The organism is Aneurinibacillus aneurinilyticus ATCC 12856 (genome assembly GCF_000466385.1).
Taxonomy (GTDB): domain Bacteria; phylum Bacillota; class Bacilli; order Aneurinibacillales; family Aneurinibacillaceae; genus Aneurinibacillus; species Aneurinibacillus aneurinilyticus.
Genome location: NZ_KE952758.1, coordinates 36,130 through 58,834, shown reverse-complemented (window position 1 = coordinate 58,834; position 22,705 = coordinate 36,130). Strand labels below are relative to the sequence as shown.

Below are 22,705 nucleotides of genomic sequence, written 5' to 3'. Positions count from 1 at the left end.
CTCTGGATCATACTGGATAATCAACACCCTTGTATTGTCATTACTGTTCCCGCTCTAGTTTGTATTTATTAAGTACGTCTTTTCCACCGGTAACTTCCAGAACTGTTCCAGTAATGAAATCGGACGCTTCGCTACAGAAAAAAGTAATGGCCCTTGCAATATCTTCTCCAGTGCCTGGGCGTCCCACCGGCGTATCCGGATCGGATAAGGAATGAACATCGGCAATATGCTTTTCTTTATCCTTTCCTACAATATCGCCTGGACAAACCATATTAGCTGTAATACCATATTCCGCTTCTTCAAGGGCAATGGTGCGGGTCAGTGAGACGAGTCCAGTTTTGGCGGCAGCAAATGCTGAACGGTACATCCACCCAGGAGCTGTCTGTGCCTTTTCGAAGCCGACTGTGACAATGCGACCTTGTCTTTGGTTGCGCATATGTGGAATGGCGGCTTTGCACAAGTAGAAAGCACTGGAAAGATTGCCCCCGATCATGCGATCCCATTCTTCAAGCGTATAATCTGCCAGTTTCTTTCGTTCTTTTACGTAAGGGCCGGCATTTAATATAAGAATGTCAAGGTGCCCCCAGGAAGAGGCAACAGTCTCGATGATCGCTTCCGCATCTGCCGGATGACTAACATCTCCCTGCAATAGCAATACATTCACGTTGTATTGGTGGATAAGCTCTTGCTGCAACTTGTCCGCATCGCTTTTGCTTGTTCGATAATTAAGTGCAATATCGATGCCTTGGGCGGCAAGTTCATGGGCGATGCGGACTCCAAGTCCTTTGGCGCTTCCTGTAATCAGAGCCGTACGATTGCGTTTCAAAAAACCATCCCTTCCTGCTTGGAATGTTTGATTAGCCTCCATTTAATTGTATATTAAGGTTATCAATGAAAGAAAGTATTGAAAGTCGGAAAGTGTGGTGTGAGGTAATGATATATGATTTTTATGACCCGCAGGGACAGTTTATTTCTTTAACATTTGAACGTAGCCGCTTTTTGCCAAATGCAAAACATGTGCTTATCTGGATATTTGCGGATGAAGAAGAACAAAAGATCGTATTGACGCGTCACAGAAAAAGAGGATGGGAGATACCGGGTGGTAAGGTAGAGCCGGGAGAAACGCCAATAGAAGCAGCGCACCGGGAATTGTTTGAAGAAACGGGTGTGAGGGCAGGAGAGCTCGAATGGATCGGGCAATATATAATTGACAGCGGATCAGGAGAGGAACAAGCAGTGAAAAATATTTATGTCGGAAAAGCAGTGCAGTGGGAAAGTATTCCTGCTGGTTTCGAAACGCTGGAACGAGGAGTATTTCCTGTGTCGCTTTCACGCTTTGCCCCTGGAATGAGCCCATTTATTCAGGATAATGTTTTTCCGCTTTGTCAAGCCTACTTGGCAACGAGAAGAAAGTAAATATGTATTCTATTGAGAAAGCGGACGCCTAAATATGGACGTCCGCTTTTTATAGATTTGTTTGTAATGGCTAGACATGTAATACGTGTTGGCCTTTTCGCCGTGCGACTACCTGCTCGCGCAATTGTTCGCGATGTTCGATACAGTGCATTTTCCAGGCGTACCAGCCTGTTAGTGCAAGCACGAGCAGCGAGCCAAGAATGACGCCATTCCACCCTGCCCACTTATAGAAGAAGCCGAGAAAGAAGCTTCCCAGACTGCCGCCCATATAATATGACAACAGATATAAACTGGATGCGCTCGCTTTGGCGAATGTAGCATGGCGACTTACCCATGAGCTGGCTGCAGAGTGTGCAAAGAAAAAACCGAAGCTGGTCAGCAGCAAACCTGCACCAATCATCCATAAGCTATGCATTAGCGTGGCGAGCGAGCCGAGAACCATAAGCACAATCCCAATGCCGACGCACCATGCTTGTGGAATGAGACGTGCCGCGCGACCGGATAAGGTAGAACTTATTGTCCCGGCCAGGTATGTGAGAAACAGCATACTAACGATTGAGGTAGGAAGGTTATAGGGCTTTCCCTGAAGCAAATACGTAATGTAATTGTATTCCCCTATGAATACGAAGAACAGTAGTCCGCCGATTGCATATGCATAAAGTAGCGTGCGGTTTTTCAAATGGCGGTAAAAGTTGTTGGTGGCAGCTTTCCAGTCAAGCTGCTTCGGCTCAAAATGTTCCGAGCGTGGCAGCAACCAAGTAAAGGCAATAAGGCATATGAGACTGATGCCACCCATGATAATGAATGCACCGTGCCAACCGATCCAATCGGTAGCGAATCCGCCGATGAGACGTCCGGATAGGCCGCCTATCGTATTGCCACTAATATAGATACCGATCGCAACAGTGAGCGCTTTAGAGCTGAACTCTTCGCCGATGTAGGCTACGGCAATCGCTGGGAGTCCTGCCAGAAAGAAACCTTGCAATATACGCAGGACAAGAAGTGTCTTGAATCCGGGAACCCAGGCGATAAGTGCTGTCAAAATCGTTACGCATAGCATGGTGATAAACATAATATTTTTTCGACCGATTGCGTCAGATAACGGACCGTATAATAAAAGGGAGATCGCTAATGTGAAAATTGTTAAAGATACCGAAAGACTCGATATAATCGGAGAAAGATGAAACTCCTCTGTAAATACCGGCAGCAATGGTTGCGGAAAATAAATGTTGGCAAATACAAGAAATGATGCAATGCTGAGTGCTAATGACGCCCTCCAAAACGGTTTTGTGCCCGCTTCAATCACCTGAATCATCTTCTTTCTTCATAATAAAGTTTTCTTGCTTTTACTGTAGCATGCAGTTATAAATAAATAAAATATATTATTTTCATCATTATAATAACTATTAGTTATGGAGATGCGGTATGGATATTCGACAATTGGAGTTTTTTGCGGAGGTAGCCAGGCAAAAAAGTTTTACGAAGGCTGCAGAACAACTGCTGGTAGCACAACCGGCGATTAGCAAAAGCATTAAAAAGCTTGAGGAGGAAGTAGGACTTCTGTTGTTCAACCGCTCAGAGCGCAAAGTTTCGTTAACGGCGGAAGGAGAGGCCCTATTGAAGCATGCAGAATCAATCCTCGATCAACTGGCTCATGCAAAGGCAGAGATGGAGGAATTGAGCGGTTTGAAAAAAGGGGAGGTCCGCATCGGTTTGCCTTCCATGGTTGGCTCCTATTATTTTCCGGGCCTAATTATTGATTTTAAAAAGAAATACCCTGATTTGCAGATTACCGTATATGAACAAGGCACGGTGAAAATTCGGCAGATGCTTATAGATGGAGAAATCGATATGGGCGTCGTGTTGGAGGATGATGTGGAGGGTGAGATAGAGGTCTTACCGTTTCTTAAAGAGGAAATGATCGTGTGTGTGTCTGATTCTCATCGGTTTGCCACACGTGATACCGTATCGTATGAGGAGTTGACGCAAGAATCGCTTGTGTTGTTTAAGGAAGGCTACTTTCAGCGGGAGATTACCGCCCGAGCAAGCAGGATGTCCGGACTGCCATTGAACGTTACATTCGAGACGAACCAAATTTCGTTAATCAAGTCACTCGTTGCCAAGCAGCTTGGAATTACACTTTTTCTGCGTATGGTTATCGCAGATGACACACACCTTGTACCTGTTTCCCTTGATCCTCCGGTATATCTGAAGCTTGGTGTAGCATGGAATAAAAACGCTTATCTGTCTAAGGCAAATCAGGCATTTTTGTCTTTTATGATGGAGAGAATGGGATCATGAAAAGATGCATACAAAAACCGGAAGCTCTTGGGCTTCCGGTTTTATGATGAATTAAAATACTTGTTGTACTTCAGTAATACCTTCAACTTCTTCGATAAGGGCGCGCTCAATACCCGCTTTTAGCGTAATTGTTGAGCTTGGGCAGCTGCCGCATGCACCGTGCAGGCGAAGCTGAACCACGCCTTCATCTGTTACATCAACCAGTTCGCAATCTCCGCCGTCGCGTTGCAGGAACGGACGCAGTTTATCTAAAACCTCTTGGACTTCTTCCAGCTTTTTTGTGTCTTGCATAAGGTTCATTCACTCCTTTCGAACATACTAATATTATATTACCCTTTTGTTGAGAAATCTATGGTTTTTGCCAGTTTATATGCTTTGAAGTGTTTTATAACCTTTAAAAATAAGTGGTTTACTTGGTTATAATACTCGTATAAAATGTGTTATAATATGATGGCTCATAAGACATATTTATTCTGCGTCGAAAGGAAGAACATTATGCAGGTTTATAACAATATAAAAGAACTCATTGGTAATACACCTATTGTAGAAATTACCTCTTTTGATTTGCCAGAGGGCGTGCATTTATTTGCCAAGTTGGAATACTTAAATCCCGGAGGTAGTGTTAAAGACCGTCTGGGAATTGAACTTATCCGCGACGCGGAAGAGCGCGGCGTATTAAAGCCAGGCGGCACGATTATCGAACCGACAGCCGGCAATACGGGGATTGGCCTGGCGTTAGCCGCAGTAGGTACGGGGTACCGGGTTATTTTTGTCGTGCCCGAAAAATTCTCGCTCGAGAAGCAGGAGCTTATGCGGGCACTTGGCGCTGAAGTCGTAAATACACCGACCGAGATGGGAATTAAAGGCGCCATTGAAAAAGCAAAACAGCTTGAGCAGGAAATTGAAGGCTCTTTCTGCCCGCAGCAGTTTGGCAATCCCGCTAATCCGGCTGCGCATTACAAGACGACAGGTCCAGAAATCTGGAGCCAGATGGATGGCAAGGTAGATGTATTCGTGGCAGGTGCCGGTTCCGGTGGTACGTTTATGGGTGCGGCTCGTTATTTGAAAGAGCAGAACCCGAATATCAAGACCGTTATTGTTGAACCTGAAGGCTCGATTTTGAATGGAGGCGAACCGGGCCCGCATAAAACGGAAGGCATCGGTATGGAATTCCTGCCGGAGTTTATGGATAGGAGCTACTTCAATGCGATTCATACAGTAGATGATGTGGACTCGTTCCACTGGGTAAAAGAGCTGGCTGCAAAAGAAGGCATGCTGGTGGGCAGCTCCGCTGGTGCTGCGATGCATGCTGCAATGAAAGAGGCACAGCAGGCAAAACCGGGAACCAACATTGTTACGCTTTTTGCTGACGGTAGCGAACGTTATCTTAGCAAGAAAATTTATCAGGGAGGGATATAAGCAATGAGAATGAAAACAAAGCTAATCCATGGTGGAGTAGACGGCGATCCGCTAACAGGTGCCGTAAACGTTCCGATTTATCAGGTCAGCACGTATAAACAGGAGGGCGTAGGCAAACACAAAGGATACGAATATTCCCGGACAGGCAATCCGACCCGCCATGCAGTGGAGCAGTATATTGCTGACATTGAGGGCGGTGTGCGTGGTTTTGCATTCGCATCCGGAATGGCTGCGTTGTCCACTATCGTTATGATGTTCGACACAGGCGATCATTTCATAGTAGGCGATGATGTGTATGGCGGTACGTATCGAGTACTGAGCAAGGTGTTTAACCGTTTTGGCGTAGAAGTAACATTCGTGAACACTGGAGATGTTGAAGCGATTGCTGCCGCCATCCGACCAAATACGAAAGCAGTCATGCTGGAGTCGCCGAGTAATCCTTTGTTGAAAGTGACGGATATTGCTGCTGTAGCAAAAATAACGAAAGAAAAAGGGCTTCTGCTCGTTGTCGATAATACATTTATGACACCATACTGGCAAAATCCACTTGAGTTGGGCGCGGATATCGTGTTCCATAGCGCGACAAAATATTTGGGCGGGCACAGCGACGTAGTGGCAGGTCTTGTGGTTGTTAAAGATGAAGAACTAGGCGAGCGTATGCATTTTGTGCAGAATTCTGTAGGGGCAGTACTCGGACCGCAGGATTCTTACTATCTTCTGCGTGGAATGAAGACGTTGGGAGTCCGGATGGAGGAGCATGAAGCCAATACGCGGCGTATTGCAGAGTGGCTTTCCCGTCGTGAAGATATTGTAAAAGTATATTATCCGGGACTTGAAAATCATCCTGGACATGATATTGCAGTTAAGCAGGCCCGTGGTTTCGGTGGTATGATTTCATTTGATGTGGGAAGCCGGGAACGAGCCGAGCAGGTATTGTCAAGGGCGAAAATTTTTACGCTTGCTGAAAGCCTGGGTGCGGTAGAAAGCTTGATATCCGTTCCGGCACAGATGACACATGCGTCCATTCCTGCCGAGCGTCGGGCGGAACTTGGCATTACGGACGGTCTTATTCGCATCTCTGTAGGTATCGAAGACGTTGAGGACTTGATCGAAGAGTTAGAGCAGGCTCTCGCATAAGGAGATGTAAGCATGGAGATTTTGGTTTTCGGAGCGGAGCAGCTGTGCGCAAGCTGCGTAAATCTTCCGTCCGCCAAGGATACGGCGGAATGGCTTGAAGCAGCCCTCACAAGAAAATACGGAACTCATATCATTGTCCGCTATGTTGATATTAACCATCCGCTTAAAGGAATGGAGGCAGATTTTGCGGCCCGTATCCATGCCGAAGAATTCTGGTATCCGCTCGTTGTGCTAAACGGTGAAGTAATCGGAGAAGGAAACCCTAAGCTTAAGGACATTCAACAGGCGATTGAAAACATAAAGTTAGGATGATTCATCATGCGACCTATGGTTGAGTTTTGCGTCAGCAATCTGTCGCTCGGCTCTGAAACGGTGAAGAAAGTTCTTGAAGAAGAAAATGAAGTTGATGTACTGGAATACGGCTGTCTTGGCAACTGTGGACAATGCTTTGTTCAGCCGTATGCGTTGGTCAATGGCAAGCTAATCGCCGGAGAAGATGCACAGGATTTGCTTGCGGCGATCAGAACATATATCGAAAAAGTCAGAGCTGAAGACGAAGCTTGGCGTGAGCTTGGTTTTTAGGCACAATTGACCGGAATGGGTAAAAAGAGTGAATAGTAATACTTTTGTCACCTTCCGGTCATTTTTTCATGTCTTATGGTCTGGATGCTTATGTACTGCCCCTGTTGGATAAATGGTTCCATCGTGAACATCAAATAGCCGTTTATAACGGCAAGAATAAAGCTTTATAGACACAAAACGCATCCTCTCCTTGAAAATGAAGGAGGGATGCGTTTTGCTGTTGTGAATTAATACTCTTTTACAATATTATAGAACGTATCGCGTTCAATCGGCTGCTTGCCAGCACCTTTGACAAGCCAAATCAACTCATCGCGCGTCAGTGCGGATTGGGTCAGCGCGCCAGCTGCATGGCTAATGCGTTCTTCAACCAGTGTACCATGTACATCGGATGAACCAAATGATAGTGCCATCTGGGTTAATTGTGTACCGATATTGATGAAGTAGGCTTTAATATGCGGGAAGTTGTCCAGCATCAGGCGGCTAATCGCCATTGTTTTCATATCGTCGAATGCGGATGTGCGGCGTTTAATTGAAGCAGTCGCTTTCTTTGGCTGCACTGCAAGCGGGATAAATACCATAAATCCGTTCGTTTCGTCCTGGAGGTCGCGCAGACGAATCATATGGATAAGACGCTCTTCCAGTTTTTCGATTGAGCCATACAGCATCGTCGCATGTGTTTTCAAGCCGAGTTTATGCGCGGTGCGATGCACGTTCAGCCATTCGTCCGTGCTGGCTTTTTCTGGACTCATCTTCAGACGGTAATCTTCTGTTAGAATTTCCGCGCCACCGCCGGGAAGTGTACCAAGGCCAGCCTTGATTAATTCTTTTAGTACTTCTTCTTCAGTCATGCCTGTCATCTGAGCAAAAAATACGATTTCCGCACCTGTATACGCTTTGATTGTAACATCTGGATAGTGCTTTTTCAGTGTACGTACGGTGTCAAGGTAATAATCGAATGATACGGTATGATTATGACCGCCAACGATATGAAACTCGCGCATGGAAGGAGTATAGCCCTTTGCGACGTAGGCAAGCAGTTCCTCTTCATTCATTGTATAGGAGCCTTCTTCGCCTGGATCACGGCGGAAACCACAGAACTTGCAGTGGGCTTCACACACGTTGGTTGGATTAATGTACATGTTTTCAATAAAATATACATTGTTTCCGTTTTTGCGCAGATTGACCTGATTTGCCATTTGGCCAATGGTCATCAAATCATTGGAATTGTACAGCGTTAAGCCGTCTTCAAGTGTCAGGCGTTCGCCGGCTTCCACTTTTTCGATAATTGGCAGCAGTGCTTCATCCTGAACGAATGGTTTAGTAAATACACTCATGTTTTTTCCCCCTCAGGTAAGACTAATACAACACGCGCAATACGTTATACAAAGTGTCACGTTTGACTGGTGCACGGCCGGTATCGTTAAATCGCTAGAGTTGTGAATACTTGCACATAGATGCCCAGATTTACTCTGAATGTGCCTAACTTCTGGAGTTTCTGATTACAAAATCATTCTTTCATTATAGAATTAATTTATGAATCCAACAAGATGTGGATGCTGCCAACTCTTACTTTATATAAGTAAACATTTTTGTATAGTAATATGAGTAACCTTGAGTCAAACAAAAATTTCTAGTATACTTTAATAGTAGAGCGGATTGCACATTGCAATCCGATAAGGAGGGAACTCACAGTGATTAACCTTACGGAGAACGCAAGCAAGAAAATTAAAGAAATGATTGCAAGTGAGGATAACGATAAACTATTCCTGCGTCTTGGTGTAAGGCCGGGTGGCTGCAGTGGTTTTTCATACGGTATGGGTTTTGATGATGAAGAACAGGAAGGCGACGTATTGTTTGAAGCTCATGGTGTAAAACTCGTCGTTAACAAAGACGATATCCGTTTTCTCGATGGTGTGAATATTGATTTTAAAGAATCAATGATGGGTGGCGGGTTTACAATTGATAATCCGAATGCGATAGCATCCTGCGGCTGTGGCTCTTCATTCCGTACGAAGGAAGAAGCCGGGACACCGAGCGATTGCTAATTTGTACAAAGCGCCTTCTGACGTATTTTCGGATACGTTGGAAGGTGCTTTTTTTGTGCTACAGCAGGTTAATCTTGTTACGGTGCTGAATAAGAGTGTATTTGCCTTTTCACAAACATTTCAAGAAATATTATCAAAATGATCCTCTAATTGGGAATATTTCATTTATACTAAAAGATAAGGGGGGCGGTAGATATGAAGAATGTTATACATATTCATGCATTGAAAGTTGATGAAGCGGGACACATCATACTGCCCGCTGATGTAGAAGCGGAGCTGGAAGCTTACACGCTGGAAGTGGAAATAGAACAAGGGGAACTGGCCGTACGGCTCGTTCCACGTTGAAGCATTTTGTGGCGTCCTCCCGAACTTAGTATCGGGAGGACGTTTTTTCGATGGATAGGAAAACGATATATCTTTTCTGGTGAGTGTGTAGCAGGAGGCAATATTGTGCAGTGGAGTAGCTGAAAGGAGCAGCGTGGATAAATGGAATAGGGAAGGGACATGTTAGAAAATGGAGCTTATATACTTTACAGGCAAAACTTAGCCAGCACAGGAGGAAGAAAAATGAAGAAATTAGTATACGGTATCATATCCGGCATTATTCTTGCTGCCGGTATTGCATACGGAGCTTTCGAACGTATACCCGCTACCGCATCCCCCGTCTCTGAACCCATACAAATGCAGAAGCAAACGAAAGTTGATCCCGTACCGATTGGCGAGCATGTATTGCCCCCGCTTCCATACGCATATAATGCGCTGGAGCCGTACATTGATGAGAAGACGATGCGCTTGCACCACGATATTCATCATAAGTCATATGTAGACGGGCTGAATAAGGCAGAGAAGGAAATGAAGAAAGCTCGTGAAACAGGCAATTACGAGCTTATTAAGCATTGGGAAAGGGAAGCCGCGTTTAATGGTTCCGGTGATTACCTGCACACGATTTTCTGGAATAATATGAAACCAAAAGGAGGCGGTCAGGCGACAGGGGCCATTGCAGAAGAGATTACCAAATCGTTTGGTAGCTTTGGTGCATTCAAGGCGCATTTTTCTGCGGCTGCCGAAAAGGTGGAAGGCTCCGGATGGGCTATGCTTGTATGGAGTCCTCAGGCAGGACACCTAGAGATTCTTCAGGCAGAGAAGCATCAAAATCTAACCCAGCAGGGCGTAATTCCTCTCCTTGTACTGGATGTATGGGAACATGCTTATTATTTGAAATACAATAACAAACGAGGGGAATACGTGAAGGCATGGTGGAACGTCGTGAATTGGGATGATGTTAATAAACGATATGCAGAGGCCAGAAAATAACAAAGGAAAAACAGCACCCGAACAAACTTACTCGGGTGCTTTCATTTGTATATAAAATAACACGCCTGTTGATTATCTATAAGGTGGAAGAAAGAAGGTGCACGTGTCGACGTGCTCCCCCGTCTTTTTCTCATAAAGAAGAGACACGGCCACTTTGTGGCGCCAAGGGCGGACCGGGATGAGCAATTTAGGGTGAGCCGACTTCTTCTACACCTTGTACTGTTTGAAGGCCGCAATGCTGACAACTAAAAATATGCATGCATTCTCCAGCGGCCTGATCCATATACCCGTTTGTCATTTCTGTGTCTCCCCATTCTTCATAAGGGCTGTATGGACCGTAAAATGTCTCCAGTTTGCCCGCATCCTCCATTTGATGGTGACAGGAAGGGCAGGAATAATGCATATGCTCAAGTCCGTTACAAATTGGACAAATAGACATCGCTAATCCTCCCCTTGGCTAGTTTCTCCGATTCAGCAGGTTGGCATAGAAGGCGTAGCTGGCCAGAATGCCGAAGGAGAGGATGGCTCCTAGAAAACCGGCTGTTCGATCATTGCTTCCATAGTAGAGCGTAAGCGGAACCCCGATGGTTAGAACGATGATCACGAGCATATAAAGCGTATAAATTGTGCTTCGCGCCATAAATATCACACCCCTTTTGTTTAGGATCCGCACTGCTGATAGGAGGTATACATGGAAACACAAGAAAAAACCCGCAAATGCGGGCTTTTTCAGGAGTCGACTACATTTTCATACTAGAGCTGTGTGCAGGTTGGACTCTTGCATCAGGATCCATGTAAGACTTGGCATTGTTGACGGCGGTTGGCGCTTCGCCGAAGCCGACAGCAATGAGTTTAATTTTACCTGGATAGGTTGTTACATCGCCTGCAGCATAAATGCCTGGAATGTTTGTTTCCATTTTGGAATTTACAGCAATGGAGCCTTTTTCGAATTCTAATCCCCAATCTTTGATTGGGCCGAGAGATGATACGAATCCAAAGTTGACAATAACAGCATCTACTTCTTCTGTAACGAGTTCTTCTGTTTTGCTGTTGCGGAGAACCACTTTTTCGATCGTGCCTTCTCCTTCCAACGCATGAGGCTCAAACGGTGTCAGAACATTGACTTTTGATTTCATCAAATTCTCTACACTGTGTTCATGTGCGCGAAACTTATCACGACGATGAACAATCGTGACCTTTTTTGCAATTGGTTCTAACATAAGCGCCCAATCAACTGCGGAATCACCGCCGCCAAATACGACTACATTTTGGCCTGCAAATTTATTTAAATCATCGACAAAGTAATGAAGGTTTGTTTTTTCGTATTTTTCCGAGTCTGCAAGTTCCAGTCTGCGAGGCTCAAAAGCGCCTACACCAGCAGTAATAATGGCAGTGCGAGAGTAGTGAACCCCTTTGTCTGTTGTAATTTCGAAGATGTCTTCTTTCTTTTCTACATTGAGTACTTTTTCTTCAAGGCAAATTTCTGTTTCGAAGTGGGCTACCTGTTCTTTCAGTCGATCAATTAGTTCCTGTGCACGGATTTTTGGAAAGCCTGCCACATCATATATGAACTTTTCCGGGTATAATGCGGAAAGCTGTCCGCCGAGTTGTGGCATGCTTTCAATTATTTTGCAGCTGGATTGCCGCATTCCCGCGTAAAATGCGGTAAACAAGCCAGTCGGACCTCCGCCAATGACCGTAATTTCATACACTTTCTCATCCCTTGTCAGACTCATTTTTCTACACCTCCGGAAATTATAGATAACACAATAATTTCTTTATTTATTATAACGGGGGTTAAAAATATTGGGAAGAGAAATAATAAAAGGAATATTAAAAAAACGCGAATATTTTGTGGTTGACGAAACCTAAATATTCGTCTTACAATCGAAGACGTAAGTTGCCTTATATTGTGCATATTTTCACTTGAAAAAAGGTAAAAACCGTTTTATGATAAAAGTGTGAACAAATTTGTAATAGTTAGTGACGAAAAAACGCATGGAACACTTTTTAGAGGGGAACATAGTGAAAAAAAGTACAATGCGTTGTGAATGATAAATCAAAGGAAAATGGAAGTGAAAAAATGAGTACACCGAAAATTTTAATTTTGGGCGCCGGATACGGTGGTTTGATGACAGCTGTTCGCCTGCAAAAACAATTAAACTACAATGAGGCAGAAATTACGCTCGTAAATAAGCATGATTATCATTATTTTACGACGTGGCTGCATGAGCCAGCAGCCGGCACAAAAGACCCGGATCAATGCCGTGTAGAAATCGTGGATTTGCTGGATACAAGCAAAGTGAAATTCGTAAAAGGAACCGTAACGGAAATCAAGCGTGAAGAAAAGCAAGTATTGCTTCAATCCGGCGAGAGCCTTACTTATGATTATCTCGTTATCGGTCTTGGCAGCGAACCAGAAACATTCGGTATCCAAGGGCTGAAAGAACACGCATTCAGCATCCGCAGTATTAACAGTGTGCGCGAAATTCGCGAGCATATTGAATATTGCTTCGCAAAATATAAAATGGAAAAACGTCCAGAATTGCTTACATTCATCGTTGGAGGCGCAGGCTTTACAGGCATTGAATTCGTAGGCGAATTGTCTGATCGTGTACCTGAGCTGTGCAAAGAGTTCGACGTAGATCCGTCTGTAGTGAAAATCTACAATATTGAAGCTGCTCCAACAGTACTGCCTGGCTTTGATCCTGAATTGGTCAATTATGCTATGGAAGTTCTGTCCCGCAAAGGTGTTACGTTTAAAATCAGTACGCCGATTAAAGAGTGCACTCCAGAAGGCGTTGTACTTGCTGATGGTGAAGAGATTAATTCCACTACTGTTGTGTGGACGGGTGGTGTGCGCGGAAATGCCATTATCGAGAATGCTGGTTTTGAGACGATGCGCGGTCGTGTAAAAGTAGATCCGTATCTCCATGCACCAGGACACGAAGACGTGTTCATCGTTGGTGATGGCGCATTAATCATTAATGAAGAAACGGATCGCCCGTATCCGCCGACTGCACAAATTGCTATCCAACAAGGTGAAAACTTGGCGCAGAACCTGACTGCCCTGATTCGTGGTGGTGAGTTGAAGCCGTTTGTTCCTGCCCTTAAAGGTACGGTAGCTTCTCTAGGTAAAGGCGAAGCAATTGGACTTGTTGGCGATAAGAAAATCTTCGGCAGTACAGCTGCATTAATGAAGAAAGTAATCGACAACCGTTCTTTGTATATGCTGGGCGGGCTGTCACTTGTTCTGAAAAAAGTAAAACTGTAGGGATAGGAAATTGTGAGACACGCCAGCGTTCAGGTGCGCGCCCTATTAACGGAAGAGGAGCGTGCACGTTACGAGAAGTTATTTGAGGTTGGTAAATATCTGGAATCTCAAGAACGCCATGATTTGGCTTATACGATTCAACGTGAACTTGAATTCCTGATTGAGCCCGCGATTGAGCGGCTGCAAGAGAAGGGCCGGCAGCGTGGCAACCGTGATTATCTCGATCCGATTGTTATGCGAGCCAAAAATAATGAAGAACAAGTATAACTATCAAGGGAGGGCCTTTAATACGGAGGCTCTCCTTATTTAATGGATAAGAAAGCTACACATGCTATTTATAATCATATTATCTGAAAGCCGCGCGGCAGCGCCCGTAAGCTTTTCTTATCTTTACAACAGAAGCTTTATTCGTTTATAATATTTTGAAAATATAGATATTTATTAAAAGCCCAAGGAGGGATTAGCATGAACGAAAGAATAATGTGGGAGACATGTGTATATTGTGAGGGGAATGGTTACTTCCAAGTTATTACTGGAGGGTCGACCACATGTCTGGCCTGTGAGGGCGAAGGTCTTGTATCTAAACGGAGGTCTGAAGCAAGCATAGGAATAAAATAGAACAAAAAATGACGAAATAAGCTGAACAATTGACCCCCTTATCCGAATCTATTACACTAAATTGTATGAATATGGATGGGGGTGATATGATTGAATATCGCGCAATTTATTATTGGAATCCCACTTTTTATCGTCCTCCTTTTTGGAATTGGATTTATTTTGAATATGCTTGTAAAAACGACGTGGATGCCAACATTTTTGTATATGAGCATCGTGGCAGGCGTATTAATATATTTAGTAATGAATCATCGCACTCCGCATATGGCTGATTATGTGATGCTGATTTCCGGTCTGCTAGGTGCAGTTGCCAGTGGTTGGACTATTAAGATGTTACGAATGAAAGGCTACCGTATGTTTTAATTGGTGGAAGTTCACTTGTAAACCCCTTGTAAAGGGGTTTTTTTTATGGATAAGAAAGCTCCTTTTTTACTCACTTCTCTTATTTTTGCTTCAGACGGGAATGTATAAGCCTGAGATAGACGGGAGATGATGAGTAGAAGAGGAGGCTAATAATTACATGGACATTATTGTGAAAAACGTGAAAGGCTCTCTCCCCTATCTGCTCATCGCGATTATCTGCACGGCGTTTGGCGTCTATATACTGCTAGAGAAGCCACAGCAGTCAACAGCAAACGTACCGGACATGAAACAGGCCGAAATACAAGCACCGAAAGCTTCAGACAAAGTAGACGCACCTCCGGTTGCACATCCGAAGAAAGAGCAGAAAAAGGAGCGTTTTCCGCTTGCATCACGCGGGGAATCAGTAGAGACGCTGGCCACGCTGGCGCAATATCCTAAAGTAAACGTTGTGGCGACTGGTTATTCGCCCGGTCCTGAGTCAACAGGAAAGGATGTTGGACATCCAGCATACGGGATTACATACTCTGGTGTAAAAGTGAAGCGAGCTCCCCAGTCATTTTCTACAATTGCTGCTGATTTGAACACGTTTCCGCTTGGTACCATTCTATACATCCCAGGCTATGGCTATGGGGTGGTAGCAGATATCGGTTCTGCTATTAAAGGAAATAAAATCGATTTGTATTTTGACAAAAAAGAGGACGTATACGCACAATGGGGCAAAAAGCAGCTTGACGTATACGTAATCGAGCGAGGAAACGGCAAACTAAATGAAGGGCTGTTCGCCGAGCTAACTACTGCAATCGAAGCGGAAGCCAAAAAACAATAAAGCGAAACCTCACCTAGTGGAGGGATTACTGCCGGTTAGGGCAGGATAAAAGAGGACAGGTCAAGCGCCTGTCCTCTTACTTCATATGCGAGTGTTACAGCTCAAGCAAATAATATAGCAGAGTAGATTGAATAATACCAAGCCAACCGCCTACAAGTACTTCACTTGGCTGGTGACCCAGCAACTCCTTCAGCTTCTTTGCGCGTTCGCGACGCGGTTTTACGCGCATAGATTTCAATTCATCAATGAGCTGGTTGAAATCTTCCAACAGAATATTAAGAATGGCTGCATGTGTACCTGCGTGACGACGAACACCGGCTGCGTCAAACATAATGATGATGGAGAAAATAACGCATATCGCAAAATACGTAGAACCGAATCCTTCAACAAGTCCTACAGCGGTAGTAAGTGCAGTGACAGCCGCCGAATGGGAGCTGGGCATGCCTCCTGTGCTGAACATTAGCCTCCAATCCCATTTGCGAAGTGCAAAGAAAGTAATAGGAACTTTGATTCCCTGGGCAATGCCAATCGCGAGCAGCGCGGACCAGAGCGGAAAGTTGGACAACAAATCGGACATCGACTTCTTCCTTTCTTGAAAGGTCTCTATTCTATATTGTATAACGAATACGTTAAGAAATCATTTTCTTGCAGGAAAAAACTTTAGACAGCATATCGTGTACATTTTCTTTTCTCACATTTGCTGATAAAATTTTTGTTGGAGGTGCAGATGCGATGAAAATTGAAGTGAAAAGTGAAAAACTGCAGGATTGCACAGCACAATGCGTACTTGTTGGAGTTTTTGAAGGCGAACAGGACTTACCCGCATCGTTGAAGGACGTAGATGAGAAGATGAATGGGGCACTGACCGGACTATTTACGAATGGAGAAATCAGCGGTAAGAAGAAAAACACCCAGTTTGTACATACATTTGGCAAAACGATGGTACGGCGCATTATGATGGTAGGACTTGGAAAACAAGAAGAACTTTCTTTCGAAGATATGCGAGATATTAGCGCGCGTGCTACCAAAGAGGCATTGCGGGCGGAAGCAACGCAACTCGCGTTTGCGTTGGATAGAGAAGCAGACGCCCTCGGAGCATTTGATGCAGCACATGCTTTTGTAGAAGGAGCAATGCTTGCTAACTACCGGTTTCCCGGCTACCATAAAGAGACGGAAGAGAAGCCTGAGCTTGAAGAGCTAACAATATTGTGTGCGGGAGATACAGCAAACGAAGTAACTGAAGGGATACGTGTAGCTGAGGCGCTAGCACGCGGCACGAATCTGGCGCGTGATTTGGTCAATATGCCAAGCAACTATTTGACACCGACCGTTCTTTCCGAAAAGGCGAAAGAAATTGCTGAGCGTTACAATATGAAAGTGGAAATTCTTGATAAGGCGGACATGGAAGTATACGGTATGGGCGGACTGCTTGGTGTAAGTCAAGGATCGATTGAGCCACCTAAGCTTATCGCCATCAAATATCAAGGAACTGACAAATGGGAAAATGTTATCGGGTTTGTCGGCAAGGGCATCACATTCGACTCGGGTGGTATTTCCCTTAAGCCGGGTGCTGGTATGGATGAAATGAAAGGTGATATGGGTGGAGCCGCAGCCGTGCTAGGTGCATTGGAAGCGATTGGTACGTTAAAGCCAGCGGTTAATATTGCAGCAGTTATTCCGACCACTGAGAACATGCCAAGCGGTTCGGCATTGAAACCCGGTGATGTCATTACGACGATGAGCGGGAAAACAGTTGAAATCCTTAATACGGACGCTGAGGGCCGACTCATTCTGGCTGACGGTATGAGCTATGCACGTAAAATCGGAGCCAGTTATCTTATTGATTTAGCGACGCTTACAGGCGCTGCGATGGTTGCGCTTGGTACATGCACGACCGCGGCGTTGACAAATAATGAGGCATTAATGGAAGAAGTAATGGAAGCGGCTGTTGAGGCGGGTGAACTTGTATGGCGCTTGCCGGGATACAAGCCGTACATGGATCAGATTAAAAGTCAAATCGCCGATCTCAAAAATACAGGCGGGCGCAATGCGGGTGCGATTACAGCCGGTTTGTTCGTTGGAGAATTCGCAGAAGGGACGCCATGGGTGCATCTGGACATCGCTGGTACAGCATGGGCTGACAAAGCAGGCGATTTGTCTCCAACAGGAGGTACGGGTGCCATGGTACGAACATTAGCTAAACTGGTATTGCGTCGTGCAGAGAAGACTGAAACAGATTAAGTTCGGATTTTTGCGACAAATTAGCACCAAAAACGAATAATAGAATAAATTTCTGGAATAAAGTTCGGATTTTTTGTGAATCCGGACTTTATTTTTTAGAATGGATTCGGTATAATGACTCCATCAGCAAAAATGAAAGCAAAAACTCGTATAATAGCAGGGATAAGGCCTGCAAGTTTCTACCAGATTGCCGTAAACAATCTGACTACGAGTGAAAATGAGAATTTCTCGGAAAGTGTACCTGTAGCCTGATCAGGTAATCAGGCCGGGTTGATAATCCGGAAGTCCGTTTTCGCTCGCTGGAGCGACGGCTTCCGGATTTTTTATACGTAAGGAGGATACAAATGGAGCTGCTAAAACGAAGAATTCGTGAAGAGGGACATGTATTGGGTGACAAAGTATTAAAGGTGGACTCGTTTTTAAACCATCAAATCGATCCGGTGCTTATGATGGAAATCGGTGAAGAATTCGCACGTCGTTTTGCAGAGGCTGGCGTAACAAAAATCCTTACGATTGAGTCTTCGGGGATTGCTGCTGCGCTGACCGCAGCATTAAAGTTGAACGTTAAAGTTGTATTTGCACGCAAGAAAAAATCAGCGTTAATGAATGAAGAGGTATACATGACAAAAGTTCATTCATTTACAAAAAATGAAACGAATGAAGTTACTGTGCTGAAGAAATTTCTTGGAGCGAATGAAAAAGTATTAATTATTGATGACTTCCTCGCAAATGGGGAAGCAGCAATGGGATTGGCTCATCTGGTTGAGCAGGCCGGAAGTGAAGTCGTGGGTATTGGCATCGTTATTGAAAAAGCGTTCCAGAATGGCGGCAAACGTCTGCGGGAGCACGGGTTTAAAGTGGAATCTTTGGCACGTATTGCGGCATTTGCCGATGGTCAGGTGCAGTTTGTTGAAGAGTGTGTACAAGCATAGCGAATAAAAACGGAATCATTATTTAGGAGGAAATTCCGGTGCAGAAAAAAGTAGGTTTATGGAGAACAGGAACGCTGGGGATGCAGCATGTGCTTGCTATGTATGCAGGAGCTGTCGTCGTTCCTTTAATCGTTGGTCCGTCCATCGGAATGACGCCGGAACAAGTCGCATATTTGATTTCTATTGACTTGTTTACCTGTGGAATTGCGTCTTTACTACAGGTGATTGGCGGCAAGTATTTCGGTGTAAAATTGCCCATTTTGATGGGCTGTGCGTTTCAGGCAGTAGGGCCGATGATTGCCATCGGAAAAGCTGAGGGAATTACAGCTATATACGGAGCCATTATTGCTGCAGGTATTATCATAATGATTATGTCGCAATTTATGAATAAAATTTTACGATTCTTTCCACCTGTTGTAACAGGATCCGTAGTTGTAATTATTGGTACATCGCTTATCGGTGCAGCGATGGGGAATATCGTAGGTCAGCCGGATTCGCCTGGCTATGGAAGTGGTACAAGCTTGTTTTTAGCCACCATTACACTTTTATCCATCGTATTGATGAATCGCTTTTTTGAAGGGTTTATGAAGTCCATATCAGTACTTCTTTCACTTGTTATCGGTACAGCCGTTGCCTACTTTATGGGGCTTGTTGACTTTTCGACTGTAGGGAAAGCAAGCTGGTTTCATATGGTTGAACCATTCCGTTTTGGAATGCCTACTTTCCATTTGTCAGCCATTATTGCTATGGTCCTTGTTGGGATTGTAAGTATGGTTGAAACAACGGGTGTGTTCTTTGCATTGGCGGATGTGTGTGATAAGAAAATCGATGGGGAAGATATTAAGCGAGGTTTGCGTGCAGAAGGAATGGCGCAGGTCATTGGGGGAATATTCCAAGCGTTCCCTTATACGACATATTCACAAAACGTAGGTCTAGTAGCCCTTACTGGTGTAAAAACGAGAAATGTTGTTGTGGCTGCCTGTATTATTATTATGACGCTGGGACTTCTTCCAAAGGTTGCAGCGCTCACGACAGTGATCCCGAATCCTGTGCTTGGCGGTGCGATGATTCCGCTGTTCGGCATGGTTATTTCTTCCGGTGTGCGTCAGCTGGTAACGGTAGATTTTCGTCGCATGGAGAATATGCTGATTGTAGCTGTTTCTGTAGGTTTGGGACTTGGCGTGTCCATTGCCCCGGAAGTATTCTCGCAACTTCCTAACGGCTTGCGTCTTATCATGGAGAGCGGAATTGTTACCGGAAGTTTTGCGGCTATTTTCCTGAATATAATTTTGAACGGTCTTCGAAGCCAAAGTGTAGAGGATACGATTGCGGTACTTAAATCTGAACACTCGGCAGAATCTGTTATGTAAGCTATATAAAATTAGACAGATAGAAAGTATAATTTTGAAAATTTTATTTGTTTTTCCGCTTGACACCTGTTTCATCCATGTCTATAATTGCATGTAATATCACAAACGATTTACACAGTTTTATGAATTGAAAATTGATAGAATAAATAAGTAATAACGTTGACGGGGATACGTGTATAGCCTCTTCTTTAACCAGAGAGTCCGGAAAAGGTGGAAGCCGGATAAGAATGCTGTATATATCTCACCCCAGAGTTGCTATTCCGAAAGAAGCGATTCTAGTAGGAATAAGCCGTGCGGCACGCGTTATGTGCCAGGGTTAGCATAGGAGAGGCTAACTCGTTGAGGTTGCTGACCGTGAGGCGGCAACGAATTTGGGTGATACCGCGAACTCTTTCGCCCCAGACTGACATGTTGGAAGTCAGGGGATGAAAGGGTTTTCTTTATTTTCACCCGTTTTTCTGATTTCCGAACAGAACAGTCATATAGCCCTGTTCTGTTCAGTATAAATTTTTAGACTATTTTAACAATGGGGAGATTTTTTAAGAAGGAGGAAGTATCATGAGTACAGATACGGCGATGGTTGATAATCGAGAAGCTTCTCTGCCGCCTATCGAAATGGGAGAAGAAATGTCGGGTTCGGATATGTTGCTGCGCTGTTTGTTGCTTGAAGGCGTTGAGTACGTTTTCGGATATCCGGGAGGAGCGGTTCTGCCGATTTACGACTCGCTTTATTCCAGTCGCCTAAAGCACATCCTGACACGGCACGAGCAGGGAGCGATTCATGCAGCTGATGGTTATGCACGTGCAACGGGTAAGCCGGGTGTCGTCATTGCCACTTCCGGTCCGGGAGCGACCAATCTTGTAACAGGTATTGCGACAGCACATATGGACTCTGTACCACTTGTTTGTATTACGGGGAACGTAGCGCAGAGCCTAATCGGTACAGATGCTTTCCAGGAAGCGAATATTACAGGGATTACGCTTCCGATTACAAAACATAACTATTTCGTTCGCAATGTCGAGGATTTGCCACGCATTGTCAAGGAAGCATTCCATATCGCGACGACCGGGCGTCCGGGTCCTGTTCTCATCGATATTCCAAAAGATGTCAATAACGCGACAGCACCGTTCTATTATCCAGAAACAGTAAAGCTTCGCAGCTATAATCCGAATGTTAAGCCGAACAATCTTCAAATTGAAAGGTTGGCAAAGGCGATTAAAGAGGCGAAGAAGCCTGTTATCCTTGCTGGCGGCGGGATTGTTGCAGCCGGCGCAGAAAAAGAATTATTAGAATTCGCCGAAAGAACAAACATTCCGGTTATTCCGACTTTCATGGGTCTGGCAGGCTTCCCGGGAACGCATCCGCTTTGTCCGGGTATGCCGGGTATGCATGGTTCTTATGCGTCTAATCAGGCACTGCTAAATACGGACCTATTGATTAATATGGGAGCACGCTTTGATGACCGGATTACAATGGGACGGACGAAAGAGTTTGCACCGAATGCGAAGATTGTCCACATTGACATCGACCCTGCGGAAATCGGTAAAAACATTGATGCATACATTCCGATTGTTGGCGATGTGAAGAACGTGCTCCTCGCCGTATTGGCTAAGGCAGAACGCGCTGACTCCGACGCCTGGGTAGAGCAAATCCAAGCATGGAGTAAACAGCATCCATACAGCTATAAACCGAGTCCAGAAGGTCGGCTGAAGCCGCAACGCGCAGTTGAGATTATGTATGAATCAACCGGTGGAGATGCGATTGTTACCACTGACGTTGGCCAGCATCAGATGTGGGTGGCTCAATATTTCAAATTTAGCAACCAGCGCTCCTTCATTTCTTCCGGGGGACTTGGCACGATGGGCTTTGGTTTCCCGGCGGCGATCGGTGCACAGATGGCTCATCCAGACCAGACAGTTATTTCGGTAAGTGGTGACGGCGGCTTTCAGATGAACCTCCAGGAGCTGGCAGTTGTCGCCAACCATAACCTGCCGATCAAGATTGTCGTTATCAACAATAATTGTCTCGGGATGGTACGCCAATGGCAGGAGTTATTCTATGACCATCGTTACAGCCAGATTGATTTGAGCGTAAGCGTCGATTTTGTCAAACTTGTTGAAGCTTATGGCATCAAGGGGCTGCGTGCTTCGACGGAAGAAGAAGCGGAGCGTGTATGGCAGGAAGCGATGAACACGAATGGACCGGTATTTGTTGAATTCGTGGTGGAATCGGAAGAAAATGTTTATCCGATGGTAGCGGCTGGCAACACGCTTGATCAAATGGTTTTGGGAGATGAGGAGTAACATGGAACAAAAACATACCATTTCGATTCTGGTTAACGATCAGCCGGGGGTTCTGACCCGGGTTGCGAACCTGATGGGTCAACGGGGTTTCAATATTGATAGCATTACAGTCGGTCAGTCAGAGGAGCCAGGATTGTCAAGAATGATCATCGTAACGAGTGGAGACGACAGAACGATTGAGCAGATTATGAAGCAATTCCATAAGTTAATCGATGTGATTAAGGTGCAGCACCTAAGTAGTGGTCCGATGGTGTCGAGAGAGCTGGCACTTATTAAAGTAGAAGCAACACCTGTGACACGTGCTGAAATCAGCGGCGTTATTGAGCCGTTCCGTGCCAGTGTCGTCGATGTAGGCCCGGCTTCTCTGGTTATTCAGGTTACTGGTGATTCTCATAAAATTGATGCATTAATCGAACTGTTGATGCCATATGGTATTAAGGAGCTTTCACGTACAGGCGTAACTGCGATTAGCCGTGGCGTCGCAACGCTTGCCAAAGTTTAGTATTCATCATTATGTTTTCAATTCATTAAATAATATAAATTGCACACACAATAGGGGAGGAACA

At 44.9% G+C, this 22,705-nt stretch carries 27 protein-coding genes, 1 riboswitch and 1 other annotated feature; of the genes, 19 read left to right on the top strand and 8 right to left on the bottom strand.

Going from position 1 to position 22,705, the window contains the following annotated elements:
- Positions 1 to 40: 40 nt before the first annotated feature.
- On the bottom strand, positions 41 to 826 hold the full coding sequence (locus HMPREF0083_RS09505; protein ID WP_040302249.1) for an SDR family oxidoreductase: 786 nt from the start codon (positions 824 to 826) through the stop codon (positions 41 to 43).
- 107 nt (positions 827 to 933) lie between these two features.
- Here HMPREF0083_RS09505 and HMPREF0083_RS09500 point away from each other — a divergent pair, with 107 nt between their 5' ends.
- Positions 934 to 1,416 carry an NUDIX domain-containing protein gene (locus HMPREF0083_RS09500; protein WP_051354600.1) on the top strand — a complete coding sequence of 161 codons (483 nt, stop codon included), beginning with the start codon at positions 934 to 936 and terminating at the stop codon, positions 1,414 to 1,416.
- A 70-nt stretch (positions 1,417 to 1,486) separates the two neighbouring features.
- On the opposite strand, the gene HMPREF0083_RS09495 is transcribed toward HMPREF0083_RS09500, so the two are convergent.
- Positions 1,487 to 2,731: an MFS transporter gene (locus HMPREF0083_RS09495; RefSeq protein WP_021621045.1), complete on the bottom strand. Its 1,245-nt coding sequence runs from the start codon at positions 2,729 to 2,731 to the stop codon at positions 1,487 to 1,489.
- A gap of 110 nt (positions 2,732 to 2,841) precedes the next feature.
- Between HMPREF0083_RS09495 and HMPREF0083_RS09490 the strand changes: the two genes are divergently transcribed.
- Positions 2,842 to 3,717 (top strand): LysR family transcriptional regulator, encoded by an 876-nt coding sequence (locus HMPREF0083_RS09490; protein ID WP_021621044.1) that lies wholly within the window; start codon positions 2,842 to 2,844, stop codon positions 3,715 to 3,717.
- A 51-nt stretch (positions 3,718 to 3,768) separates the two neighbouring features.
- Here HMPREF0083_RS09490 and HMPREF0083_RS09485 read toward each other — a convergent pair whose 3' ends face one another.
- Positions 3,769 to 4,017, bottom strand: a complete 249-nt coding sequence (locus HMPREF0083_RS09485) for a NifU family protein (RefSeq protein ID WP_021621043.1) — start codon at positions 4,015 to 4,017, stop codon at positions 3,769 to 3,771.
- Positions 4,018 to 4,212: 195 nt separating this feature from the next.
- Here HMPREF0083_RS09485 and cysK point away from each other — a divergent pair, with 195 nt between their 5' ends.
- Genes cysK through HMPREF0083_RS09465 form a run of 4 tightly spaced genes read left to right on the top strand, consistent with a single transcriptional unit; the run spans position 4,213 to position 6,855 of the window.
- The gene (gene cysK / locus HMPREF0083_RS09480; protein WP_040302245.1) at positions 4,213 to 5,136 is read left to right on the top strand and encodes a cysteine synthase A; all 924 of its coding nucleotides are present in this window, start codon (positions 4,213 to 4,215) and stop codon (positions 5,134 to 5,136) included.
- A gap of 3 nt (positions 5,137 to 5,139) precedes the next feature.
- Positions 5,140 to 6,273: a bifunctional cystathionine gamma-lyase/homocysteine desulfhydrase gene (locus tag HMPREF0083_RS09475; protein ID WP_021621041.1), complete on the top strand. Its 1,134-nt coding sequence runs from the start codon at positions 5,140 to 5,142 to the stop codon at positions 6,271 to 6,273.
- Between the two features lie 12 nt (positions 6,274 to 6,285).
- Complete coding sequence (locus HMPREF0083_RS09470; protein WP_021621040.1) at positions 6,286 to 6,585, top strand: YuzD family protein; 300 nt, start codon at positions 6,286 to 6,288, stop codon at positions 6,583 to 6,585.
- Positions 6,586 to 6,591: 6 nt separating this feature from the next.
- A complete protein-coding gene (locus tag HMPREF0083_RS09465; RefSeq protein WP_040302243.1) occupies positions 6,592 to 6,855 on the top strand; it encodes a YuzB family protein in 264 nt (87 codons plus the stop codon).
- Between the two features lie 227 nt (positions 6,856 to 7,082).
- Here the strand turns inward: HMPREF0083_RS09465 and mqnE are convergent, their stop codons facing one another.
- Positions 7,083 to 8,189, bottom strand: a complete 1,107-nt coding sequence (gene mqnE, locus HMPREF0083_RS09460) for an aminofutalosine synthase MqnE (RefSeq protein WP_021621038.1) — start codon at positions 8,187 to 8,189, stop codon at positions 7,083 to 7,085.
- 357 nt (positions 8,190 to 8,546) lie between these two features.
- On the opposite strand from mqnE, the gene erpA reads away from it, so the two are divergent.
- From erpA to HMPREF0083_RS09450, 3 genes are all read left to right on the top strand, one after another.
- Complete coding sequence (erpA, locus tag HMPREF0083_RS09455; RefSeq protein ID WP_021621037.1) at positions 8,547 to 8,900, top strand: iron-sulfur cluster insertion protein ErpA; 354 nt, start codon at positions 8,547 to 8,549, stop codon at positions 8,898 to 8,900.
- Positions 8,901 to 9,095: 195 nt separating this feature from the next.
- Positions 9,096 to 9,245 (top strand): hypothetical protein, encoded by a 150-nt coding sequence (locus tag HMPREF0083_RS27965; RefSeq protein ID WP_021621035.1) that lies wholly within the window; start codon positions 9,096 to 9,098, stop codon positions 9,243 to 9,245.
- A 222-nt stretch (positions 9,246 to 9,467) separates the two neighbouring features.
- Positions 9,468 to 10,214: a superoxide dismutase gene (locus tag HMPREF0083_RS09450; protein WP_370950780.1), complete on the top strand. Its 747-nt coding sequence runs from the start codon at positions 9,468 to 9,470 to the stop codon at positions 10,212 to 10,214.
- A gap of 187 nt (positions 10,215 to 10,401) precedes the next feature.
- Here HMPREF0083_RS09450 and HMPREF0083_RS09445 read toward each other — a convergent pair whose 3' ends face one another.
- The 3 genes from HMPREF0083_RS09445 to HMPREF0083_RS09435 all read right to left on the bottom strand — a co-directional run bounded on the left by HMPREF0083_RS09445 (position 10,402) and on the right by HMPREF0083_RS09435 (position 11,950).
- On the bottom strand, positions 10,402 to 10,653 hold the full coding sequence (locus HMPREF0083_RS09445; RefSeq protein WP_040302242.1) for a hypothetical protein: 252 nt from the start codon (positions 10,651 to 10,653) through the stop codon (positions 10,402 to 10,404).
- Between the two features lie 18 nt (positions 10,654 to 10,671).
- Positions 10,672 to 10,854, bottom strand: coding sequence for a hypothetical protein (locus HMPREF0083_RS09440; RefSeq protein ID WP_021621031.1), 183 nt, complete (start codon positions 10,852 to 10,854; stop codon positions 10,672 to 10,674).
- A 100-nt stretch (positions 10,855 to 10,954) separates the two neighbouring features.
- Positions 10,955 to 11,950 (bottom strand): NAD(P)/FAD-dependent oxidoreductase, encoded by a 996-nt coding sequence (locus tag HMPREF0083_RS09435; RefSeq protein ID WP_021621030.1) that lies wholly within the window; start codon positions 11,948 to 11,950, stop codon positions 10,955 to 10,957.
- Between the two features lie 347 nt (positions 11,951 to 12,297).
- Here HMPREF0083_RS09435 and HMPREF0083_RS09430 point away from each other — a divergent pair, with 347 nt between their 5' ends.
- The 5 genes from HMPREF0083_RS09430 (at position 12,298) to HMPREF0083_RS09415 (ending at position 15,292) form a co-directional block, all read left to right on the top strand.
- Positions 12,298 to 13,488, top strand: coding sequence for an NAD(P)/FAD-dependent oxidoreductase (locus HMPREF0083_RS09430; protein ID WP_040302239.1), 1,191 nt, complete (start codon positions 12,298 to 12,300; stop codon positions 13,486 to 13,488).
- A 12-nt stretch (positions 13,489 to 13,500) separates the two neighbouring features.
- Complete coding sequence (locus HMPREF0083_RS09425; protein ID WP_021621028.1) at positions 13,501 to 13,755, top strand: hypothetical protein; 255 nt, start codon at positions 13,501 to 13,503, stop codon at positions 13,753 to 13,755.
- Between the two features lie 198 nt (positions 13,756 to 13,953).
- The gene (locus HMPREF0083_RS29730) at positions 13,954 to 14,106 is read left to right on the top strand and encodes a YuiA family protein (protein WP_167331557.1); all 153 of its coding nucleotides are present in this window, start codon (positions 13,954 to 13,956) and stop codon (positions 14,104 to 14,106) included.
- A 90-nt stretch (positions 14,107 to 14,196) separates the two neighbouring features.
- Positions 14,197 to 14,466, top strand: coding sequence for a YuiB family protein (locus tag HMPREF0083_RS09420; protein WP_021621027.1), 270 nt, complete (start codon positions 14,197 to 14,199; stop codon positions 14,464 to 14,466).
- Positions 14,467 to 14,623: 157 nt separating this feature from the next.
- Positions 14,624 to 15,292 carry a 3D domain-containing protein gene (locus tag HMPREF0083_RS09415; protein ID WP_021621026.1) on the top strand — a complete coding sequence of 223 codons (669 nt, stop codon included), beginning with the start codon at positions 14,624 to 14,626 and terminating at the stop codon, positions 15,290 to 15,292.
- Positions 15,293 to 15,386: 94 nt separating this feature from the next.
- Here HMPREF0083_RS09415 and HMPREF0083_RS09410 read toward each other — a convergent pair whose 3' ends face one another.
- Positions 15,387 to 15,869 (bottom strand): divergent PAP2 family protein, encoded by a 483-nt coding sequence (locus tag HMPREF0083_RS09410; RefSeq protein ID WP_021621025.1) that lies wholly within the window; start codon positions 15,867 to 15,869, stop codon positions 15,387 to 15,389.
- A 155-nt stretch (positions 15,870 to 16,024) separates the two neighbouring features.
- Here HMPREF0083_RS09410 and HMPREF0083_RS09405 point away from each other — a divergent pair, with 155 nt between their 5' ends.
- From HMPREF0083_RS09405 to ilvN, 5 genes are all read left to right on the top strand, one after another.
- Positions 16,025 to 17,533: a leucyl aminopeptidase gene (locus tag HMPREF0083_RS09405; RefSeq protein ID WP_051354599.1), complete on the top strand. Its 1,509-nt coding sequence runs from the start codon at positions 16,025 to 16,027 to the stop codon at positions 17,531 to 17,533.
- Between the two features lie 126 nt (positions 17,534 to 17,659).
- Positions 17,660 to 17,761: riboswitch (purine riboswitch) on the top strand.
- Between the two features lie 116 nt (positions 17,762 to 17,877).
- Entirely contained in the window at positions 17,878 to 18,465 is a 588-nt protein-coding gene (locus HMPREF0083_RS09400; protein WP_021621023.1) for a xanthine phosphoribosyltransferase, read from the top strand.
- 38 nt (positions 18,466 to 18,503) lie between these two features.
- Positions 18,504 to 19,835, top strand: coding sequence for a nucleobase:cation symporter-2 family protein (locus tag HMPREF0083_RS09395; RefSeq protein ID WP_021621022.1), 1,332 nt, complete (start codon positions 18,504 to 18,506; stop codon positions 19,833 to 19,835).
- Positions 19,836 to 19,985: 150 nt separating this feature from the next.
- Positions 19,986 to 20,239, top strand: a binding site (T-box leader).
- A gap of 154 nt (positions 20,240 to 20,393) precedes the next feature.
- Positions 20,394 to 22,139, top strand: coding sequence for a biosynthetic-type acetolactate synthase large subunit (gene ilvB, locus HMPREF0083_RS09390; RefSeq protein WP_021621021.1), 1,746 nt, complete (start codon positions 20,394 to 20,396; stop codon positions 22,137 to 22,139).
- A 1-nt stretch (position 22,140) separates the two neighbouring features.
- Positions 22,141 to 22,641 (top strand): acetolactate synthase small subunit, encoded by a 501-nt coding sequence (ilvN, locus tag HMPREF0083_RS09385; protein ID WP_040302237.1) that lies wholly within the window; start codon positions 22,141 to 22,143, stop codon positions 22,639 to 22,641.
- Positions 22,642 to 22,705: the final 64 nt, after the last annotated feature.

Coding starts and splice junctions, on each gene's coding strand:
- cysK (WP_040302245.1), top strand. CDS start 4,213: ATGCAGGTTTATAACAATATAAAAGAACTCATTGGTAATACACCTATT.
- HMPREF0083_RS09445 (WP_040302242.1), bottom strand. CDS start 10,653: ATGTCTATTTGTCCAATTTGTAACGGACTTGAGCATATGCATTATTCC.
- HMPREF0083_RS09485 (WP_021621043.1), bottom strand. CDS start 4,017: ATGAACCTTATGCAAGACACAAAAAAGCTGGAAGAAGTCCAAGAGGTT.
- HMPREF0083_RS09475 (WP_021621041.1), top strand. CDS start 5,140: ATGAGAATGAAAACAAAGCTAATCCATGGTGGAGTAGACGGCGATCCG.
- HMPREF0083_RS09400 (WP_021621023.1), top strand. CDS start 17,878: ATGGAGCTGCTAAAACGAAGAATTCGTGAAGAGGGACATGTATTGGGT.
- HMPREF0083_RS27965 (WP_021621035.1), top strand. CDS start 9,096: ATGAAGAATGTTATACATATTCATGCATTGAAAGTTGATGAAGCGGGA.
- mqnE (WP_021621038.1), bottom strand. CDS start 8,189: ATGAGTGTATTTACTAAACCATTCGTTCAGGATGAAGCACTGCTGCCA.
- HMPREF0083_RS09435 (WP_021621030.1), bottom strand. CDS start 11,950: ATGAGTCTGACAAGGGATGAGAAAGTGTATGAAATTACGGTCATTGGC.
- HMPREF0083_RS09495 (WP_021621045.1), bottom strand. CDS start 2,731: ATGATTCAGGTGATTGAAGCGGGCACAAAACCGTTTTGGAGGGCGTCA.
- HMPREF0083_RS09410 (WP_021621025.1), bottom strand. CDS start 15,869: ATGTCCGATTTGTTGTCCAACTTTCCGCTCTGGTCCGCGCTGCTCGCG.
- ilvN (WP_040302237.1), top strand. CDS start 22,141: ATGGAACAAAAACATACCATTTCGATTCTGGTTAACGATCAGCCGGGG.
- HMPREF0083_RS09440 (WP_021621031.1), bottom strand. CDS start 10,854: ATGGCGCGAAGCACAATTTATACGCTTTATATGCTCGTGATCATCGTT.
- HMPREF0083_RS09465 (WP_040302243.1), top strand. CDS start 6,592: ATGCGACCTATGGTTGAGTTTTGCGTCAGCAATCTGTCGCTCGGCTCT.
- HMPREF0083_RS09470 (WP_021621040.1), top strand. CDS start 6,286: ATGGAGATTTTGGTTTTCGGAGCGGAGCAGCTGTGCGCAAGCTGCGTA.
- HMPREF0083_RS09415 (WP_021621026.1), top strand. CDS start 14,624: ATGGACATTATTGTGAAAAACGTGAAAGGCTCTCTCCCCTATCTGCTC.
- HMPREF0083_RS09490 (WP_021621044.1), top strand. CDS start 2,842: ATGGATATTCGACAATTGGAGTTTTTTGCGGAGGTAGCCAGGCAAAAA.
- HMPREF0083_RS09405 (WP_051354599.1), top strand. CDS start 16,025: ATGAAAATTGAAGTGAAAAGTGAAAAACTGCAGGATTGCACAGCACAA.
- HMPREF0083_RS09450 (WP_370950780.1), top strand. CDS start 9,468: ATGAAGAAATTAGTATACGGTATCATATCCGGCATTATTCTTGCTGCC.
- HMPREF0083_RS09500 (WP_051354600.1), top strand. CDS start 934: ATGATATATGATTTTTATGACCCGCAGGGACAGTTTATTTCTTTAACA.
- ilvB (WP_021621021.1), top strand. CDS start 20,394: ATGAGTACAGATACGGCGATGGTTGATAATCGAGAAGCTTCTCTGCCG.
- HMPREF0083_RS09430 (WP_040302239.1), top strand. CDS start 12,298: ATGAGTACACCGAAAATTTTAATTTTGGGCGCCGGATACGGTGGTTTG.
- HMPREF0083_RS29730 (WP_167331557.1), top strand. CDS start 13,954: ATGAACGAAAGAATAATGTGGGAGACATGTGTATATTGTGAGGGGAAT.